This window comes from Pseudomonas sp. 5C2 (genome assembly GCF_034314155.1).
Taxonomy (GTDB): Bacteria; Pseudomonadota; Gammaproteobacteria; order Pseudomonadales; family Pseudomonadaceae; genus Aquipseudomonas.
Genome location: NZ_JAVIWH010000002.1, coordinates 2,716,861 through 2,736,637 on the forward strand (window position 1 = coordinate 2,716,861; position 19,777 = coordinate 2,736,637).

Here is a 19,777-nt window from a genome sequence, read left to right on the forward strand (position 1 = left end):
GCGATAAGCCGGGGTCGCGCTCGACTCGGTACGACCTTCCGACGGTAGTGAATTCACTATTTTTGCTAGCGCTTCGCACTAGATCGCAGACAAGTCAGCTCCTACAGGAATTCGTGTTCGGCCGGGCATCTGTTTCTGGCCGAAGGCCGTAGGAGCTGACTTGTCTGCGATAGGGGCATACCTGATAGATACACCGCGTCAAACCATTCGCAGACAAGTCTGCTCCTACAGGTATCGCATTACTCTTCTTCCGGGGCGTCGACTTGCTGGGATTCGTCGATGTCGCTGACATCCAGCACTTCGCCTTCAAGCACTTCGCCTTCCAACACCTCACCCTCTTCGAACTCTTCGCCTTCGACTTCCGATGGCTCCTGAACACGCTCCAGGCCGACCAGTTTTTCGTCGCTGGCGAGTTTGATCAAGGTTACACCCTGGGTATTACGACCCAAACTGGACACTTCATCAACACGGGTACGAACCAAGGTGCCCTGGTCGGAAATCAACATGATTTCTTCGCCGTCGAGCACTTGTACCGCACCGACCAAACGGCCATTACGGTCGTTGCTGACCATGGCGATAACGCCCTGACCGCCACGTTTGTACTCAGGGAACTCGGTAATCGCAGTGCGCTTGCCGAAACCACGCTCGGAGGCGGTGAGAATCTGGCTGCCTTCTTCCGGGATCAGCATGGAAATCAGCTTCTGACCTTCTGGCAGACGCATGCCGCGCACACCGCGAGCGGTACGGCCCATGGCACGAACGTCGGACTCTTTAAAGCGTGTCACTTTGCCGCCGTCGGAGAACAGCATGACTTCGCGTTCGCCGTCAGTGATGGCGGCGGAAATCAGGATGTCGCCTTCGTCCAGCTCCAGCGCGATCAGGCCAACACTGCGTTGACGGCTGAATTGCACCAGCGGGGTTTTCTTCACGGTGCCGTTGGCAGTCGACATGAAGATGAACGGAGCTTTCTTCCGGTCTTCCGCCTTGATGCGGGCCTTTCTGTCTTCTTCGCTCTCGTCGCTTGCTACGTCGTCCAGTTCTGGAGTGATGACATCGTCACCGCCTTCTTCTTCGGACTTCTTGCGCATGGCTTCCATGTCTACCGGCAGCATGGTGGTGATGTATTCACCCTCACTCAGCGGCAACAGGTTGACCAACGGACGACCACGGGCAGCACGCGACGCTTCCGGAATTTCGTATGTCTTGAGCCAGTACACCTTGCCTTTGCTGGAGAACATCAACAGCGTGGTGTGACTGTTGGCGACCAGCAGGTGAGCAATGTAGTCCTCATCCTTGACGCCGGTAGCCGATTTGCCTTTACCGCCACGGCGTTGAGCCTGGTAGACGGCCAACGGCTGAGTCTTGGCATAACCACCGTGAGAGATAGTAACGACACGCTCTTCTTCGGTGATCAGGTCGCCGAGGGTCAGGTCCAGACGCGCATCGAGAATCTCGGTGCGGCGCACATCGCCGTATTCAGCGCGGATCAGCTCCAGCTCTTCGCGGATGACTTCCATCAGACGTTCGGCGCTGTTGAGAATACGCAGCAGTTCGCCGATCTGGGTGAGGATTTCCTGGTATTCGGTCAGCAGTTTTTCGTGTTCGAGACCGGTCAGACGGTGCAGACGCAGTTCCAGAATCGCCTGAGCCTGTTCCGGCGACAGGAAATACTTGCCGTCACGCAGGCCATATTGTGGGTCAAGGTTGTCCGGACGGCAGGAATCTGCGCCAGCACGCTCAACCATTTCCACAACAGCACTGGATTCCCACGGTGTTTCGATCAGCGCTGCCTTGGCTTCAGCCGGTGTCGGCGAGGCTTTGATCAACGCGATAACCGGGTCGATGTTCGACAGGGCGACCGCTTGACCTTCGAGCAGGTGACCACGTTCACGGGCTTTACGCAGTTCGAAAACGGTACGGCGGGTGACGACTTCGCGACGGTGGCGAACGAATGCTTCCAGCAGATCCTTAAGGTTGAGGATCCGCGGACGGCCATCGATCAGCGCTACGATGTTGATACCGAAAACGCTTTGCAGCTGGGTCTGGGCGTAGAGGTTGTTGAGGATCACCTCAGGCACTTCGCCACGACGCAGTTCGATCACTACGCGCATGCCGTCTTTGTCGGACTCGTCGCGCAGCTCAGTGATGCCTTCGAGCTTTTTCTCTTTGACCAGCTCGGCGATCTTCTCGATCAGACGTGCTTTGTTCAGCTGGTACGGGAGTTCGGTGATGACGATCTGCTGACGACCACCGACCTTGTCGATGTCTTCGACCATCGAGCGGGCACGCATGTAAATGCGCCCACGACCGGTGCGATAGGCTTCGACGATACCGGCACGACCGTTGATGATCGCGGCCGTCGGGAAGTCAGGACCCGGGATGTATTGCATCAGCTCATCGATGGTCAACTCAGGGTTGTCGATGAGCGCCAGGCAACCGTCGATGACTTCACCGAGGTTGTGCGGCGGAATGTTGGTCGCCATGCCCACGGCGATACCGCTCGAGCCGTTGACCAGCAAGTTGGGGATACGGGTCGGCATGACCGCAGGGATCATTTCGGTGCCGTCGTAGTTCGGCACCCAGTCCACGGTTTCTTTATGCAGGTCGGCCAGCAGTTCGTGGGCCAGCTTGGTCATCCGGACTTCGGTGTATCGCATGGCTGCGGCGTTGTCGCCGTCCACCGAACCGAAGTTGCCCTGGCCGTCTACCAACAGGTAGCGCAGGGAGAATGGCTGAGCCATCCGTACGATAGTGTCGTAAACAGCAGTATCACCATGCGGGTGGTACTTACCGATAACGTCGCCGACCACACGGGCAGATTTCTTGTACGGCTTGTTCCAGTCGTTACCCAGTTCGCTCATCGCGAAGAGTACACGCCGATGCACGGGCTTCAAGCCATCACGCGCATCCGGCAGTGCCCGTCCGACGATTACGCTCATCGCGTAGTCGAGGTAGGACTGTTTCAGCTCGTCTTCGATATTGACCGGGAGGATTTCTTTGGCCAGTTCGCCCATGAGAAGCCTGATTCCTTTTTCTGGTGAAACCTCGTCACATCCATGCGGGACGAACGAAGCTCGCCGCTGCAGGCATTTGCCATGCAACGACTTACGACAAATCAACGAGTTATGCCATGGATCTGCGCAGTAAAGGCAGGCGCATCGCGCTACCCTGGAAACCGCCGAATGTTATCACAAACGCGATCAGGGACCTATCCCCTGGATAGCCTGCCAAAACACTAATCGACCAACGATCGGCCTTTATAGCGCCTCTGAGGGCCCTGCATGCGTTTTGACGATCCCGCCCTGTGTCGATTTCGATTCTGATCGAAGGTCTGCAGGAGGGCCCATATAAGATCAATGCAACCGCTTGCGGCACATCAGTTGCGCCATTTTGGCGGTGTCGGGGCGCTCGACGATGCCTTTCTCGGTCACGATGGCGTCGATCAAGTCTGCTGGCGTCACATCGAACACCGGGTTGAACGCGTCGACATCAGCCCCTACACGCTGGCCGCCGAGCTCCAGCAACTCTCGACCGTCACGCTCTTCGATGGGGATGTCTTCACCACTGGCCAAGGCCATGTCGATGGTCGAACTCGGCGCCACTACCATGAAGCGCACGCCGTGGTGCATGGCGGCAACGGCCAGTTGATAGGTGCCGATCTTGTTCGCCACGTCACCGTTGGCGGTGATGCGGTCGGCGCCGACGATGACCCAGGTAATGCCTTTGGTGCGCATCAGGTACGCCGCGGCCGAATCGGCAGTGACGGTGACAGGGATGCCCTCATTCGCCAGTTCCCAAGCCGTCAAACGCGAGCCTTGCAGCCATGGCCGGGTTTCATCGGCGTAAACGCGCTCGATCATGCCTTCCAGGTACGCCGCACGGATCACCCCCAGCGCGGTGCCGAAGCCGCCAGTCGCCAGCGCGCCCGTGTTGCAGTGGGTCAGCACGGTTTGCAGATTGCCCTGATGCTTGCGGATCAGGTCGGCACCGAGCTGGGCCATAGTCAGGTTGGCTTCGCGATCACTCAAGTGAATCCCCACTGCTTCCGCTTCGAGCGCCGCCAAAGGTGATTCGCTGCCCTTCAAGCGCTGCAGACGGTCGCGCATGCGATTCAGCGCCCAGAACAGGTTGACGGCGGTGGGCCGCGACTCGGCAAGCACGGTGAAGTCTTCTTCCAATGCTGCCTGCCAGTCGCCGCCAGCGGCAAAACGCTCGCGCGCTGCCAACACCACGCCATAGGCCGCACTGATACCGATGGCGGGCGCACCGCGCACGACCATCGAGCGAATGGCCTCAGCCACGCCCGCCGCGCTGGTGTACGTGTGCCAGGTTTCCTCGAAGGGCAACACGCGCTGATCAAGCAGATGCAGAGCGCCATCCCGCCAATCGATGGCCTTCACCTTCTCCGCAGCCAATAGTCGATCGCGCATTCCACACCCCATGTACTTAAAAATAGAAAGCCAAGATCGAGAGCAAAGCATAAAAAGCCGCTGATTATAGCGAGCCGCCCAAGAAGACGCTCGGGTATACTTCGCCGGCCCTGAATATAAGCTCTGGATGTCCTGCCATGCCCAATCCTGCTGCCCCGCTCGACCTGCTGCTCCTGCCCACCTGGCTGGTGCCGGTCGAACCTGCTGGCGTGGTCCTCAAAGAGCACGGCCTGGGCATTCGCGACGGCCTTATCGTGTACATCGGCCCCAGAGCCGAAGCGTTGAAGCAAACCGCGCTGCAAGTGCGCGAACTGCCTGGCATGCTCCTCAGCCCTGGTCTGATAAATGCCCACGGGCATGCTGCCATGACCTTGTTTCGCGGTCTGGCCGACGACTTGCAACTGATGACCTGGCTGGAGCGGCATATCTGGCCTGCCGAAGCCAAATGGGTCGATGAAGCCTTCGTCCGCGATGGTACTGACCTGGCGATTGCCGAGCAGTTGAAAGGCGGCATCACCTGCTTCTCTGATATGTATTTCTTCCCCAAGGTGGCCAGCGAACGTGTGCACAACAGCGGCATCCGCGCACAAATCACCGTGCCGGTCCTGGACTTCCCTATTCCCGGCGCACGCACCCCCGAGGAAGCACTGCACACTGGCGTCGAGTTGTTTAACGACCTCAAGCATCACCCACGAATAAACGTCGCCTTCGGCCCCCATGCACCCTATACCATCAGCGATGAAAACCTGGAAAAAATCCGGGTCCTGGCTGACGAACTCGACGCGATGATTCACATGCACATGCATGAAACCGCGTTCGAAGTTGAGCAATCCGTCGAGCACCGCAATGAGCGGCCTCTGGCACGTCTGGGCCGACTGGGTCTTTTGAGCCCACGCTTTCAAGCGGTACACATGACCCAGGTCAGCGATGAGGACATGGCTTTGCTGGTAGAAAGTAACGCCAGCGTGATCCACTGTCCGGAATCGAACCTGAAACTCGCCAGCGGCTTTTGCCCGGTAGAGCGCTTGTGGCAGGCTGGAGTCAATGTCGCGGTGGGCACCGATGGCGCAGCCAGCAACAACGACCTGGACCTGCTCGGCGAAACCCGCACTGCGGCCTTGCTGGCCAAGGCTGTCGCGGGGTCGGCTACCGCACTGGACGCGCACCGCGCCCTGCGCATGGCCACCCTGAACGGCGCCCGCGCCATGGGTATCCAGGCGCAAACAGGCTCGCTGGAGATCGGCAAGGCTGCGGATCTCGCCGCCTTCGACCTGTCCGGGCTGGCCCAGCAACCGGTGTATGACCCGGTATCGCAGCTTATATATGCCACCGGGCGCGACTGCGTAACCCACGTCTGGGTCGCTGGCAAGCAACTGCTCGAGGACAAGTGCCTGACGCGGATGGATGAACAAGCGCTTATTGAAACGGCTAAAAGCTGGGGCCAGCGCATTCATGGCCATAAAGAGCAGCAGAAAACAGAATAAAGACCGTCCGAACCCTCGTTCGAACGCTCGCCAGCATTATCAAGTTTAAGAGGACATCCCATGAGCAACGTTGACCACGCTGAAATCGCCAAATTCGAAGCACTGGCCCATCGCTGGTGGGACCGCAACAGCGAATTCAAGCCGCTGCATGACATTAACCCGCTGCGGGTCAACTGGATTGACGAGCGCGTCCAGCTGGCCGGTAAAAAGGTGCTGGACGTCGGTTGCGGCGGCGGCATTCTCAGTGAAGCCATGGCCCTGCGTGGCGCCACGGTAATGGGCATCGACATGGGCGAAGCGCCGTTGGCGGTCGCGCAGTTGCACCAATTGGAATCGGGCGTGACCGTCGACTACCGGCAGACCACCGCCGAAGACCTCGCGGAAGAAATGCCCGAGCAGTTCGACGTGGTGACGTGCCTGGAGATGCTGGAGCACGTCCCGGACCCGTCGTCGGTGATTCGCGCCTGCTTCCGCATGGTCAAACCGGGTGGCCAGGTGTTTTTCTCCACCATCAACCGTAACCCCAAGGCGTACCTGTTTGCCATCGTCGGCGCGGAGTACATCATGGGCCTGTTGCCACGCGGCACCCACGACTTCAAGAAATTCATCCGCCCTTCCGAGCTGGGTGCCTGGAGTCGCGAAGCCGGTTTGCAGGTCAAGGACATCATCGGCATGACCTACAACCCGCTGACCAAGCATTACAAGCTGGCGTCCGATGTCGACGTCAATTACATGATCCAGACACTTCGAGAGGCATAAGGACATGCGTTTGAGAGCGGTTTTATTCGACATGGACGGCACGTTGCTCGATACCGCGCCGGATTTCATCGCGATCTGCCAGAGCATGCTTGCCGATCGCGGCCTGGCGTCGGTGTCGGACAAACTGATTCGCGATGAAATTTCCGGCGGCGCCCGGGCGATGGTCGCGGCGACGTTCGCCCTGTCGCCGATGGAACCTGAGTTTGAAGCGCTGCGCCTGGAGTTTCTCGAGCGCTATCAGACCAACTGTGCCGTCCACAGCACGCTGTTCGATGGCATGGCCGAGTTACTGATCGACATTGAGAAAGCCAATCTGATCTGGGGTGTGGTTACCAACAAGCCCGTGCGCTTTGCCCAACCGATCATGGAGCAACTGGGTTTGGCCGAGCGCTCGGCAATCCTGATCTGTCCGGACCACGTGACCAACAGCAAGCCACACCCGGAGCCTTTGATTCTGGCGTGCAGCATGCTCAACCTGGACCCGGCCAGCGTGCTATTCGTCGGCGATGACCTACGTGACATCGAGTCCGGACGCGACGCTGGCACCAAAACCGCAGCCGTGCGTTATGGCTACATTCACCCCGACGACAACCCCGATCATTGGGGTGCCGATGTAGTGGTCGATCATCCACTGGACCTGCGCAAGGTGCTGGATAACGCATTGTGTCGCTGCTGAAGAATAGACTGATCTGCTTCCGGCCATAGGCTGCAGGAGACGGGTGCCTTTTTAATTGTTGAGGTTTTTAATGTTTGATTATTCCGCTCGTCCCGAACTGCTCAAGGATCGGGTGATTCTGGTCACCGGCGCTGGCCGTGGCATTGGTGCGGCTGCCGCCAAGGCCTTCGCTGCACATGGCGCCACGGTATTGCTGTTGGGCAAGACCGAAGCCAATCTGACTCAGGTCTATGACGAGATCGAAGCCGCGGGCCATCCTCAGCCAGCCGTGATCCCCTTCAATCTGGAAACTGCCCTGCCGCACCAGTATGACGAACTAGCCGCGATGATCGAGACTGAATTCGGCCATCTGGACGGTTTGCTGCACAACGCATCGATCATTGGCCCGCGTACGCCGACCGAACAGTTGTCCGGCGAGAACTTCATGCGCGTGATGCACGTCAACGTCAACGCGATGTTTATGCTCACCAGCACCTTGCTGCCACTGCTCAAGCTGTCCCAGGACGCCTCGGTGGTGTTCACCTCCAGCAGTGTCGGGCGCAAGGGTCGTGCTTATTGGGGCGCTTACGGGGTGTCCAAGTTCGCCACTGAAGGCTTTATGCAGAGCCTCGCCGACGAACTGGAAACGGTCTCTTCGGTGCGCGCCAACAGCATTAACCCGGGCGCCACACGCACCAGCATGCGTGCGCAGGCTTACCCAGGTGAAAACCCGCTGAACAACCCGACCCCCGAAGAAATCATGCCCCTCTACCTGTACTTGATGGGTCCTGACAGCACCGGCATCAACGGCCAGGCTTTCGACGCTCAGTGAAAGCCGTTGCGCTGTAGCAAAGCAAATCCAATCGAAGAATCGGGCTTGATATTGAGGTGACATAATTCTGTCACCTCAATCAGTTTGGTGGCCGAAGGCTACCAAACGAGTCAAGGAACCGCCTACCCTGCAACACCTCCCCGTTTTATAGTTCCCTAACTAGCTGAATATCAATGCATTTAATTAAATGAACTGTTTGGCACGACTTTCGCTCTAAAACACCAGCTAAGACTGCGTTATGTGTTTTAGGAGTAAAAACATGAATTCTTCTACCCAGACCAACGCAATCGACTTCGACAGCGCTAAATTGCAACGACTGGGATTTGGCCAACAACACAACGCCGCCCAGCGGCCTGTCGATTTGGCACAATTGCGCCATCAGCTTGGCCTGCAATTACAAACCAGCCTTGAACCGGAAAGAATCCTGACGATTTTTTTCGCGGCATTCAGCGCATGATCCCGCTCATGGCACTGAGTTACGAACACCGCGCCAGCGACCTGCACCTTAAAGTGGGTGAGCGTGGGCACCATCGTGTCAGTTACAGTTTGAGCAATGAAGGCGAACACCTGGGCGAACTGGTCTTTCAGCGTAACCAGCGTTTTTCCGAACGCGAATTGGCCCAGTTTGAGTCTTTGCTGCCTTGTCTGTTATTCCCTCTGCGAAACGCCCTGCTCTATCGCGAGGCGACACTGAGTGCCCTGCGCGATCCGTTGACCTGTACCGGCAACCGAATCGCCATGGATCAAACCCTGTCTCGGGAAATCGAAGTCGCCCACCGTCATAAACACCCGCTGTCCTTGCTGATGCTCGATATCGACCACTTCAAGCGGGTCAATGACGATTACGGCCATAGCACGGGCGATGAAGTGCTCAAAGCCGTCGCAAACTCAATCAAGGCCCAACTGCGCAATATCGATATGGTGTTTCGTTTTGGGGGTGAGGAGTTCTTGATCGTGCTCTCGAACACCGGGCGCGAAGCCGCTGCAATGGTCGGCGAGCGCCTGCGTCTGGCGGCGACCCATCTGACCTATCCAATGCTGGATCACCCGATTGAACTGAGCGTCAGCCTGGGGTGCGCCACGCTGTTGCCGGCCGAGTCGGCCGAAAGTATTCTGCGCCGCGCAGACAGCGCGCTGTACGTAGCCAAGCGTCAGGGGCGCAACCGTCTGGCGATGGCGGGCTAAGCTCGATTAACTCGTTTGCCAAGCCTGCCCGTCACTCAGTTTTCAACCAGCATCATGTGTTCACGCGACTGCGTCGCCTGCTCCAGCTTCATGCAGCGTTCCAGAAACAGGTACATGTAGTCGTAACTCTTGGTGACTGCCTGACGCAGCTCAGTCTGCAATTGGATACTGGGGTTGTTACCGGCCAGCGTGCAGATAATTTCCAATGCTTCCCAAGGATGCGAGTCGTCATATTGAGCGTGCATTTTCAGCCATTTCATGGCGCGCTTACGCTGATCTTCCGGGAAAGCGTCGGCATACACCCCGTTTGAGCAGACAAGTGCCGACCATTCACCGGTGGCGCCTTCAATGGCATAGTTAGTCGCCGCAATAGCGACGATCAGCGAGTCAGACGAACTGGAATGCCAACACCAATGGCTCAGAGCATGCAATTCAGGTGGAACTTGCTGGGCCTGCAACTCTTCAAGGCTGACCCCGTGGGCCAGGCTCCAGTTCACCCAATAATCAGCATGATTGAGTTCGACGCGAATATTGCGCATTAACCAACGACGCGCCATGTCCTCACCCGGATGACGGGCGAAGCGGGTTTTTGTCAGGTTCTGCGCCATGTACAGGGCGAACTGTTCAACCACCGGCCAGCCACCGATCAAGTACTGCCGCATGGTTTTCGAACTCAGGCGGCCATCGCGCATCCGCTGATATAACTCATGCCCTACCACTCGGCGCTTGGCTTCACTGCACTCTTGAATCAACTGCTGTGCCCACGCCGGATAACTGGTTGCTTCCATGAGCGGACCAGTTCTGCAGAAAGTATCGATCACTGTTTTGGCCTCCTTTTTTTGTGGTGTCATTGTTCGGTCGCGCACTGCGTTTTAGCGGAATGTTCCTGGCACCCTGAACAACAAAGGTGCTGGGCGAACCGGCCGGGAATACAGACTTTCACACGTAAACACTTGCGGGCGCTGGATGATATAGCCCTGCGCGAAATCGACGCCGATCTCTAGCAGTGCCTGTTCAATCTGCGGGGTTTCGACAAACTCGGCAATGGTCCGTTTGCCCATCACATGCCCGATATGGTTGATCACTTCAACCATCGCGCGATTGACAGGATCATCCAGCATGTCCTTTACAAAACTGCCATCGATCTTCAAAAAGTCTACTGGCAGATGTTTGAGGTAGGCGAACGACGACATCCCCGCACAAAAGTCATCCAGCGAGAACAGACATCCCAAGCCTTTTAGCTCATTAATAAAGCGGATGGCACTGCCCAGGTTTGAAATGGCACTGGTCTCCGTGATCTCAAAACAAATCAGGTCGGGCGGTATTTGGTACGTATCGAATTGCTCTTTCAGGTACGCCAGAAAAGCATCATCGCCAATACTGGTCCCCGACAGGTTGATCGCGCATATCGCCATCGGCCCGCTGTGCTTTGCCTCGCGCAGGCATTGCGCGATGACCTTGAATACGTTCTGCACCACCCAGCGATCCAGCGTGGTCATCAGGCCATAGCGCTCGGCGGCCGGAATAAAGCTGTCCGGCAGAATCATCTGACCTGTTTCATCGCGTAGTCGCAGGAGAATTTCGATGTGCCCTCCCGCATGTTCACCGACATTCCCCAAGTCGGCGATTTCCTGGGAATACAGGCAGAAACGATTCTCTTCGAGGGCCATGTGCAGCCGCTGCACCCAGGCCATTTCGCCGAAACGCATGGACAGCTCAGAGTCGTCTGCGTGGTAGACCTGCACTCGGTTGCGGCCCTTCTCTTTGGCCATATAGCACGCCATGTCGGCCGTACGCAGTGAGGCCTCGAGGGTAGTCGGCACATGGGTAATGTGCACCAACCCAATACTGATGGTGGTGACGAAAGGCCGACCCTTCCAGACAAAATGCAGGCTTTGCACGGTTTGGCGCAAGCTTTCAGCAATGATTTCGGCTGTTTCCTGCGGGCAGTTCTCCAGAAGGATACCGAACTCATCACCGCCCAGTCGCGCCAGGGTGTCGCCTTCGCGCAAGCCCTGTTGCAGCAAGGTACAAATGTGCCGTAGCAACTCATCCCCCGCAGCGTGACCACTGGTGTCATTGACCAGCTTGAATTGGTCAAGATCGAGAAACAACAGCGAATGGCGACCGGCATGACGCGCCAGATTACTGAGCGTCTGCTCCAGTCGATATTCAAACTCGCGCCGGTTGGCCAGCCCGGTCAATGCATCGTGGGTCGCCTGCCAGGACAGATTGGCGATGTATTGCTGCTCTTGGGTCATGTCATGCAGAACCAGCACGGCACCGCTGACTTTGCCGCCGGACTGGATCGGCGACCCCACCAGCGCTACTGACACCGTGGAGCCGTCCAGACGCTGAATAGACTGCGAATGTTCGCTGGCGCTACTCAGCTTGCCGCCCAGGATGTGTTCTATCAGGATGAAACTGTCTTTCTGGTCGTTCTCATCCAGCAGATTGAACAGCGCAGCCAGCGGCAAACCACTGGCCTGCTCGCTCTTCCAATGGGTCAGGTGCTCGGCGGCCGGGTTCATGTAAGTGATCGAGCCCTCGACATCGGTGGTGATCACCCCGTCGCCTATGGACTCCAGCGTGATTTGCGCCCGCTCTTCTTCCAATTGCAGCGCACTGGCGAAAGCGTGCCGCTGTGTCAGCAATTTATGCGTGCGCAGCAGGGCCAGAAGAATCAGCACCACCGCCGTTGCCAGGTTGGTGATCAGCAACAGGCGCAGAATGAACCGCGAACCCTCCCCCAGCGCATCGCTGAAGGCTTTAGCCGCAGGCGTCACACCCTCATTGATCGCATTGATCTGAGACTTCCAGCCACGCACATCATCGTTGGTCGCACTGCCCTGGCTGATACGGGTGTGCATCTGCCGGGCAACGGCATCGAGTTGTACCAGGTAGCCGTCACCGACTTTCCACAACTCAATGGCTTTTTCCATGTAGCTGAAATGACGAAAGTTCAAATACAGCCAGATGATACTCGGGACGTCATCCGGGTGGTTTCCACCTTGCAGGATACCGAGACGAGCTGCTCCGATCTCAGGGATCGGTCCGTCGAGCGCGATCCGTAGATCATGACTACCCTGCGGAATGGCAATGGCTTGCTGGTACTTCTGATAGTGCTGCTCATCCCGACTGTTGGCATACAGGTTGAGGTAGTAAATGGCATCCTTTTGCCCTTTGGACCACATGCTCTCGCCGGCGACATACCCGCGAACGGCAGACAGCACATACAAGCTCACGCACCCCAGAAGCGTCTGGAACAGCACGACCGCTATAAATGGCCAAACAATGCCCAGCAAACGGGGCCTCTCCAGAATCCGCTTTTTCTTCATGGTTTCCCTTACATGAGCGTTTCTGATACTCACCCTGCAGCTTGAGTGATAGTCCTGGAAAGAGCCTAGGCTAAAACCGGACAAGACGGCAGACCATTTTCTCAAGTTTGAGACGCAATACCGCCCGGTGGCGCCCTTTCGTTGGCAGTCTATATAGAAGATAGAGAATGTATAAGAAATTCGTAGCGCTACGATTTATTTATAACCGGGTCTTCAGCAAGACCGTTTGGTTATTATATTTGCTGCAGATGACCGTACAGCTTTGCGTACAGGCCGCCCTCGGCGATCAATTGGTGGTGGTCGCCCTCTTCGGCAACGCGTCCGCCATCGAACACCAGGACCCGATCTGCCTGTTTCACCGCTGACAAGCGGTGGGCAATGATCAGGGTTGTCCGGCCGCTGAGGAAGTGCGCCAAGGCTTGGTGCAGGTTGTATTCAGTCGCTGCATCGAGTGCCGAGGTGGCTTCGTCGAGAATCACCACTTTGGGGTCGGCCAAGACCATGCGCGCAATCGCCAGCCGCTGACGCTGACCACCGGACAAGCGAACGCCAGAACGCCCGACGATGCTGTCCAGCCCCTGCGGCAGGGCGCTTATGGTGTCGTCGAGTTGGGCGATTTCCAGCGCACGCCAGCAGGCTTCATCGGTGCGCTCACGGCCCATGGTCAGGTTGGCGCGTACCGTGTCGTTGAACAACGCCGGATGCTGGAGCACCACCGCGACGTGTTCGCGCACGGTTTCCAGACCGATCTCCTGCTGGCTTGCGCCGCCAAACCGGATGCTGCCCGCTTGAGGCGTATACAGTCCCAGCAGCAATTGGACCAAAGTGCTTTTGCCACCACCACTGGCGCCTACAATCGCAACCTTCTCTCCTGGGGCAATCGACAGGTTCAATTGATCCAGCACCAGTTCTTCGCCATACCCAAAACTCAGGCCACGCACCTCGATATCGACCGTTTTCCGCCCCGTGAACGGGTCTGTACCGCCAGGGTATTGCGGCTCATCGGCGCGCGCCAGCAACTGGTTGATGCGGGTCAGCGCTCCGCCTGCGGCGTAGTAGGCGTATTGCAGATTGAGTAGTTGTTCCACCGGGCCGATCATGAACCACAGGTAGCTGAACACCGCGAGCATCTGGCCGATGGACAGGTCGGAAAACAATACGGTGAGCATCGCTGCCGCGCGGAAGATATCAATGCCGAACTGGAACAGCAGCCCGCTGGCCCGGCTTGAAGCATCGCTTTTCCATTGGGAGGCGATGGCGTAGTTGCGAACCTCTTGCGCCCGCACCCCCAGGCGCCCCAGAAAGAAGCCCTGGCGATTGCCTGCACGCACTTCCTGAATCGCATCCAGGGTTTCGGTCAGCGCCTGGGTGAAGCGAGAGGTGCTGTCGTTCTCGAGTTTTTTCAGGTGCTTGACCCGCTTGCCCAACTGCACCGTGGCGTAAATCACCAACGGGTTGAACAGCAGGATCAGCAGCGCCAACTGCCAATGCATCCAGACCAGAATGGCGGCGGTGCCGGTCAGGGTCAGCGTGGCGACGAGGAAACGGCTCAGGGTTTCGCCAACGAATTTGTCCAGGGTGTCGAGGTCGGTCACCAAATGCGTGGTGACCGTGCCGCTGCCCAGACTTTCGTACTCGCTGAGGGAGATGCGTTTGAGGCGCTCGATCAGACGTATCCGAATGCGGTAAACGATGTCCTTGGCCAGCCGGGCAAACAGGCGCGCCTGCAGCACATTGAACACCAACGCCCCCAGGCGCAGGGCAAACGTCACCAGCAACATCAGGCCGATGTAGCCCACCGCCTTATGCAGGCTGTCGGGCAGCAGGTGGTTCATGAATTTAAGCGCTGAATCGCCATGCCCGAGCAGCACTTCATCGACCAGCAAGGGCAGGAGCAAGGGGATTGGCACACTGCACAAGGTCGCCAGCACAGCCACGCCGTTGGCGATCCACAATGCCTTTTTATGATGAAGTGCCAGACGGCGAATTTCGGCCCAGCTTAGTCGATCAATACGAGGTGCAGCTTCAGGCGGGCTCGATTGCTCATGCACAGGCAGCGCGCTCCAGCCAACGGCCGAGCAACGGAGCTAATTGGTCAAGAGGTTGATAACCGTTGGTCAGTAACGCCAACTGACCGTTGCGCTCGGCGAGCAACGTCGGAAAACCGGCGATGCCCAGATCCTGTACCCAGGTGAAGTCCGCTGCCGTGGCCGCGCGCTGTTCAAGACTGTCGAACGCTTCAGCAAATTCGATTCGGGGCAAACCGGCCTGTTCCGCCAGCTCCACCAGAACCGAGGCGCGGGTCACATCGCGGCCTTCGACGTAGAACGCCTGCTGAATCAATTTGACCAGCGTCCAGGCGCTCTCCGGATCGAGGTCTCGCGCCGCGACCAGTGCGCGGCAAGCCGGCTCGGTGTCGTAGACAAAACCGTCCGGCAGCGCGCCCTCAAAACGAAATGGCTGACCGGTGGTGTTCGCCACCGCTTGCCAGTGTTCGAGGATATAACGCTTCGTGGTGGGTTCCAGCGCGGCACCGCTGCCCGTGCGCAACCCACCCGCTACCAGATGCAATGCAACGCCCGCCGCTTTCGCCTGCTGCACCAGAGCCTCGGCCACCGGAGCAAAGCCCCAGCACCATGAGCACATGGGGTCCATCACGTAGAGCAGGCGGGCTTGCATGTCTCAGGCCTCTGTTGGCAGTCGGTAGTTGCGACCAATCGGGTGCGGTTGATTGCGTGCCTTGGCCAATTCGATCTGCTTTTGCCGATCAATGGCGCTGCGGCGGGTCTTCTCGCTTAATTTATCCCAGCAGTGCGGGCAACTGATACCCGGTGCGTAGTGTTCGCTGGCACGGTCCTCAACGCTGATCGGGGTCCGGCAGGCGTGGCACTGATCGTAATCGCCTTCGCTCAAGTCGTGGCGCACGGTGACGCGGTTGTCAAAAACGAAGCAGTCACCACGCCATAAGCTGTCTTGCTGCGGTACTTGCTCAAGGTATTTGAGGATGCCGCCCTTGAGATGATAGACCTCATCGAAGCCCTGACCGAGCATGTAGCTCGAGGCTTTTTCGCAGCGAATGCCACCCGTGCAAAACATGGCGACTTTCTTGTGCTTGGCTGGGTCGAAGTGGGCTTTGATGTAGTCCGGAAACTCGCGAAAACTGGTGGTTTTCGGATCGATGGCGCCTTCGAAGGTGCCAATCGAGACTTCGTAATCATTGCGGGTGTCGATCAGCAGGACTTCCGGATCGCTGATCAGCGCGTTCCAGTTTTCCGGATCGACGTAGGTGCCGACACTCTTGTTCGGGTCGACGCCTTCGACGCCCAAGGTGACGATTTCTTTCTTGAGTTTGACCTTGGTGCGATAGAACGGCTGATCATCGCAGTACGATTCTTTGTGATCGATATCGATCATGCGTGGATCGTTTTTCAACCAGGCCATCAAGCCGTCGATGCCTTCGCGGGTACCGGAAACGGTGCCGTTGATGCCTTCTTCAGCGATAAGCAGGGTGCCTTTGATGCCGTTATCGACCATCGCCTGCAACAGCGGCTCGCGCAGGGCGACGTAATCGGTGAGGGTGACGAATTTATACAAAGCCGCCACGACAATCTTTTGATTCATGCTGCGTCTCCAGGTGGGTGCTCTCGCAAAGAGCCGACCCGATGCAAAAAAAACGCGCCGGCTAATGCGGCGCGTTGTGGATTCTAACAAAACTGCAGAGGCATGGCTTGTTTCAGGTCATCGCGTGCGACCCGATTGGACCCGAGTCTGATACTGTCCGTCGGAGCCTTCTGTCAAACAACCTATAACCATCTGAAATATAAGATCATTTGTAGGAGCTGACTTGTCTGCGAATAAGCCCGACACGGGCTTCCGACAGGTTTGGGTTTGACCCTGCAGCCATGATCTGGATCGAGCGGCAGCAGGTAAACCGCGCCGAATGGTCTTCGCAGCGGGACGCGTAGTGACAAGTCAGCTCCCACGCCGGGCAGAAGCGCGACAGCAACGATCTGTCAGTGTTTGCTACCACCGGCGCAGGTCGGTGAATCTGGGGCCGCGCCGGTTTTCGCCCATTCTTCAGGCGTGTAGGTGTGCAGCGCCAGAGCGTGGAACTCGCTCATCAAATCACCCAGCGTGGCGTAAACCTTCTGGTGACGCTTGACTGCATTCAACCCGGCGAACTGATCACTGACCAGTACCGCCTTGAAGTGGGTCTGCAGACCACGGCTGTGCATGTGGCTTTCATCAAGCACTTGCAGATGCTGCGGCTGCAAGGCGGCCAAAGCCGCCTCGATTCGCTGTTGCATGGTCATGTCTGCCTTCATTTACGCCAACTGCGCTTATGGCTTTTTGGCCGGAGCAGCAGGAGCAACGGCTTTTGCCGGTTCCAGTTCTGCGGTCATGTCAGCCAGCAATTTGTTGACGACAGGCACTGCGCTTTCCAGTTTGCCCTGGGTCAATTGAGCCGACTGCTGAGTCAGTTCAGGCATCTTGGTCAGCACTTTCTTGCCCAATGGGGACTGATAGAACGCGACCAGATCCTTCAACTCGCTTTCGGTGAAGTTGGCGGTGTAGAGCTTGACCATGTCTGGCTTGAGCTTGTCCCAGCCGATAGCGCGGTCCAGGGCTGCGTTGGCTTTGGCCTGATAGGTCTCAAGCAGGGCTTTTTTCGACTCAGGGGCTTTGGTTTCGGCAAAGCGCTGCTGGAACATTTGCTGCACTTGCATGTAAACCGGTGTGCCCAGTTTGTCGGCATGAGCCAGCTTCAGGAATGTTTCAGCACTGGCGTTGTGGCTGGCGGTGTCGGCAAAAACCTGGCCGCTGGCGCATACCAGAGCAACCGCGGTACAGATGGCACGAAGACGGGTCATCGAGTTTCCTTATCATCTAGCAGGCGAGGCAGAACCCCAAGACCGGTCATTCTGCGCCCATGTCTGCTTACGGCTCAACCCCCGACTGGCGAGCGGTTAAAAACGGAGCTTAGGGAACCCAACCCGGTTAACTGAGCCTAAACTTCGCAATCAGACCTTAAGGAGTGAGCCCGATGAGCCGTATCGAGACCGACAGCATTGGCCAGATAGACGTACCTGACGATGCTTACTGGGGGGCACAGACTCAACGCTCACTGATCAATTTCGCGATTGGCAACGAGCGTATGCCGCTGGCCGTGTTGCACGCCCTGGCGCTGATCAAGAAAGCCGCCGCGCGGGTCAACAACCGCAACGGCGACCTGCCTGTCGACATCGCGCGCTTGATCGAACAATCGGCTGACGAGGTACTCAGCGGTCAGTTGGACGAGCAATTCCCCCTGGTGGTCTGGCAGACCGGCAGCGGCACCCAGAGCAATATGAATGTCAACGAGGTGATCGCCGGCCGCGCTAACGAGCTGGCCGGCAAAGGGCGCGGCGGCAAGGCGCCGGTGCACCCCAACGACCATGTGAACCGCTCCCAGAGCTCCAACGATTGTTTCCCGACGGCGATGCACATTGCGGCGGCGCAGGCGGTTCAAGAGCATCTGCTACCCGCGATTGCCGAGTTGTCTGGCGGGCTCGCCGAACAATCGGCGCGACACATGAAGCTGGTCAAAACCGGGCGCACCCACCTGATGGATGCCACACCGATCACCTTCGGCCAGGAGCTCTCGGCGTATGTCGCACAGCTCGATTACGCCACACGGGCAATTCGCAATGCATTGCCTGCCGTGTGTGAACTGGCTCAAGGCGGCACCGCTGTCGGTACTGGCCTGAACTCGCCACACGGGTTCGCCGAAGCGATTGCCGCCGAACTGGCTGCCCTTTCCGGTCTGCCGTTTGTCACTGCGCCGAACAAATTTGCCGCGCTAGCCGGTCATGAGCCGCTGACCACGTTATCGGGCGCCCTGAAAACCCTGGCCGTGACCCTGATGAAAATCGCCAATGACCTGCGCCTGTTAAGTTCTGGACCCCGTGCCGGGCTGGCCGAAGTGAGGCTCCCGGCCAATGAACCCGGCAGTTCGATCATGCCCGGCAAGGTCAACCCGACTCAGTGCGAGGCATTGTCGATGCTGGCCTGTCAGGTGCTGGGCAATGACGTAGCCATCGGCTTCGCGGCCAGTCAGGGCCATCTACAATTGAACGTGTTCAAGCCGGTGATCATCCACAACCTGCTGCAATCGATTCGTCTGCTGGGTGATGGTTGCAGCAATTTCCAACAGCATTGCGTTGCCGGCATGGAACCAGATGCCACGAAAATGGCGGAACACCTGGAGCGCGGTTTGATGCTGGTAACAGCACTGAACCCCCATATCGGCTACGACAAATCGGCGCAGATCGCCAAGAAAGCCTACAGCGAGGGACTGACCTTGCGCGAAGCGGCCCTGGCATTGGGTTATCTGACCGAAGAACAGTTCGACGCCTGGGTGCGTCCGGAAAATATGCTGGAGGCAGGCAGCAATGGGTGATCCGAAAAGCGGCGCCACTCCACTGGTAGGGGACGGCAAACGCATCCTGATGATTTTTGGTACGCCGAAAACCATCAGCCTCTGCCACGCATTGGGCGAAGCATATGCCCGAGGCGCACGCAGCGAGGGGCATGTGGTGCGGATGCTCAAATTGGGTGAGTTGGAGTTCGATCCGGTGCTGCGTTATGGCTATGAACAGAGCCAAACCCTGGAGCCAGATCTGCTGGAGGCTCAACGACAGATTCATTGGGCCCAACACGTGGTGTTTGTTTACCCCATCTGGTGGGGTGGCCTGCCAGCGTTGCTCAGCGGTTTTTTCGACCGGGTATTTTTACCCGGATTTGCGTTCAAGGCCCATGGTCGCAAACACCCTTCGAACGAGCTGCTCAGGGGGCGCACCTCCGAGATATTGGTGACCATGGACACCCCGCCGCGCTACTTTCGCTGGGTCTATGGCGCCCCGGCGCACCGGCAGTTGGTGCGTACGATTCTGGATTTTTGCGGGATCAAAAACCAACGCTTGAAAGAGTTCGGCCCGGTGCACAGCTCGTCTGAAGAGCAACGACAGAAGTGGTTGCGAGAAGCTGAACAGTTGGGCCGGGTTTAGGAGGCGGCTTTTTCGGGAAGCCTTCACGAAAGGACCAACACGCCCCAC

The 19,777-nt window shown here is 57.9% G+C and carries 15 protein-coding genes and 1 pseudogene; 7 read left to right on the plus strand and 9 right to left on the minus strand.

All coding sequences use genetic code 11. The features are described 5' to 3' along the window. Window positions 1-239 precede the first annotated feature (239 nt). A complete protein-coding gene (gene gyrA, locus RGU44_RS13235; protein WP_322181007.1) occupies window positions 240-3,014 on the minus strand; it encodes a DNA gyrase subunit A in 2,775 nt (924 codons plus the stop codon). A 339-nt stretch (window positions 3,015-3,353) separates the two neighbouring features. Next, window positions 3,354-4,430: an S-methyl-5-thioribose-1-phosphate isomerase gene (gene mtnA / locus RGU44_RS13240; protein ID WP_322181009.1), complete on the minus strand. Its 1,077-nt coding sequence runs from the start codon at window positions 4,428-4,430 to the stop codon at window positions 3,354-3,356. Window positions 4,431-4,567: 137 nt separating this feature from the next. Between mtnA and RGU44_RS13245 the strand changes: the two genes are divergently transcribed. The 5 genes and pseudogenes from RGU44_RS13245 (at window position 4,568) to RGU44_RS13265 (ending at window position 9,345) form a co-directional block, all read left to right on the plus strand. Then, a complete protein-coding gene (locus RGU44_RS13245; RefSeq protein ID WP_322181011.1) occupies window positions 4,568-5,914 on the plus strand; it encodes a TRZ/ATZ family hydrolase in 1,347 nt (448 codons plus the stop codon). 60 nt (window positions 5,915-5,974) lie between these two features. Next, window positions 5,975-6,673, plus strand: a complete 699-nt coding sequence (gene ubiG, locus RGU44_RS13250) for a bifunctional 2-polyprenyl-6-hydroxyphenol methylase/3-demethylubiquinol 3-O-methyltransferase UbiG (protein WP_322181013.1) — start codon at window positions 5,975-5,977, stop codon at window positions 6,671-6,673. 4 nt (window positions 6,674-6,677) lie between these two features. Further along, the gene (gene mupP, locus RGU44_RS13255; protein WP_322181015.1) at window positions 6,678-7,349 is read left to right on the plus strand and encodes an N-acetylmuramic acid 6-phosphate phosphatase MupP; all 672 of its coding nucleotides are present in this window, start codon (window positions 6,678-6,680) and stop codon (window positions 7,347-7,349) included. A gap of 70 nt (window positions 7,350-7,419) precedes the next feature. Beyond that, window positions 7,420-8,160, plus strand: coding sequence for a YciK family oxidoreductase (locus RGU44_RS13260; RefSeq protein WP_322181017.1), 741 nt, complete (start codon window positions 7,420-7,422; stop codon window positions 8,158-8,160). Between the two features lie 259 nt (window positions 8,161-8,419). After that, window positions 8,420-9,345 (plus strand): annotated as a pseudogene (locus RGU44_RS13265) (GGDEF domain-containing protein). Between the two features lie 35 nt (window positions 9,346-9,380). Here the strand turns inward: RGU44_RS13265 and RGU44_RS13270 are convergent. The 7 genes from RGU44_RS13270 to RGU44_RS13300 all read right to left on the minus strand — a co-directional run bounded on the left by RGU44_RS13270 (window position 9,381) and on the right by RGU44_RS13300 (window position 17,554). Continuing rightward, window positions 9,381-10,196 (minus strand): TenA family transcriptional regulator, encoded by an 816-nt coding sequence (locus tag RGU44_RS13270; RefSeq protein ID WP_416194625.1) that lies wholly within the window; start codon window positions 10,194-10,196, stop codon window positions 9,381-9,383. 21 nt (window positions 10,197-10,217) lie between these two features. Next, window positions 10,218-12,683, minus strand: a complete 2,466-nt coding sequence (locus tag RGU44_RS13275; RefSeq protein WP_322217494.1) for an EAL domain-containing protein — start codon at window positions 12,681-12,683, stop codon at window positions 10,218-10,220. 233 nt (window positions 12,684-12,916) lie between these two features. Then, window positions 12,917-14,734 (minus strand): ABC transporter ATP-binding protein, encoded by a 1,818-nt coding sequence (locus RGU44_RS13280; protein WP_416194626.1) that lies wholly within the window; start codon window positions 14,732-14,734, stop codon window positions 12,917-12,919. Then, window positions 14,727-15,329 (minus strand): DsbA family protein, encoded by a 603-nt coding sequence (locus RGU44_RS13285; RefSeq protein WP_322182802.1) that lies wholly within the window; start codon window positions 15,327-15,329, stop codon window positions 14,727-14,729. Before RGU44_RS13285 ends, RGU44_RS13280 begins: the two co-directional genes overlap by 8 nt. A gap of 36 nt (window positions 15,330-15,365) precedes the next feature. Further along, window positions 15,366-16,304 carry a rhodanese-related sulfurtransferase gene (locus RGU44_RS13290; protein ID WP_322181025.1) on the minus strand — a complete coding sequence of 313 codons (939 nt, stop codon included), beginning with the start codon at window positions 16,302-16,304 and terminating at the stop codon, window positions 15,366-15,368. A gap of 392 nt (window positions 16,305-16,696) precedes the next feature. Beyond that, window positions 16,697-16,996, minus strand: coding sequence for a BolA family protein (locus RGU44_RS13295; RefSeq protein ID WP_322181027.1), 300 nt, complete (start codon window positions 16,994-16,996; stop codon window positions 16,697-16,699). 27 nt (window positions 16,997-17,023) lie between these two features. Further along, window positions 17,024-17,554 carry a DUF2059 domain-containing protein gene (locus RGU44_RS13300; protein WP_219063900.1) on the minus strand — a complete coding sequence of 177 codons (531 nt, stop codon included), beginning with the start codon at window positions 17,552-17,554 and terminating at the stop codon, window positions 17,024-17,026. 173 nt (window positions 17,555-17,727) lie between these two features. Between RGU44_RS13300 and RGU44_RS13305 the strand changes: the two genes are divergently transcribed. Together RGU44_RS13305 and RGU44_RS13310 are read left to right on the plus strand one after the other, a co-directional pair. Continuing rightward, the gene (locus RGU44_RS13305) at window positions 17,728-19,122 is read left to right on the plus strand and encodes a class II fumarate hydratase (protein ID WP_322181030.1); all 1,395 of its coding nucleotides are present in this window, start codon (window positions 17,728-17,730) and stop codon (window positions 19,120-19,122) included. Beyond that, complete coding sequence (locus tag RGU44_RS13310; RefSeq protein ID WP_322217498.1) at window positions 19,115-19,729, plus strand: NAD(P)H-dependent oxidoreductase; 615 nt, start codon at window positions 19,115-19,117, stop codon at window positions 19,727-19,729. Before RGU44_RS13305 ends, RGU44_RS13310 begins: the two co-directional genes overlap by 8 nt. The last annotated feature ends 48 nt before the right edge of the window (window positions 19,730-19,777 follow it).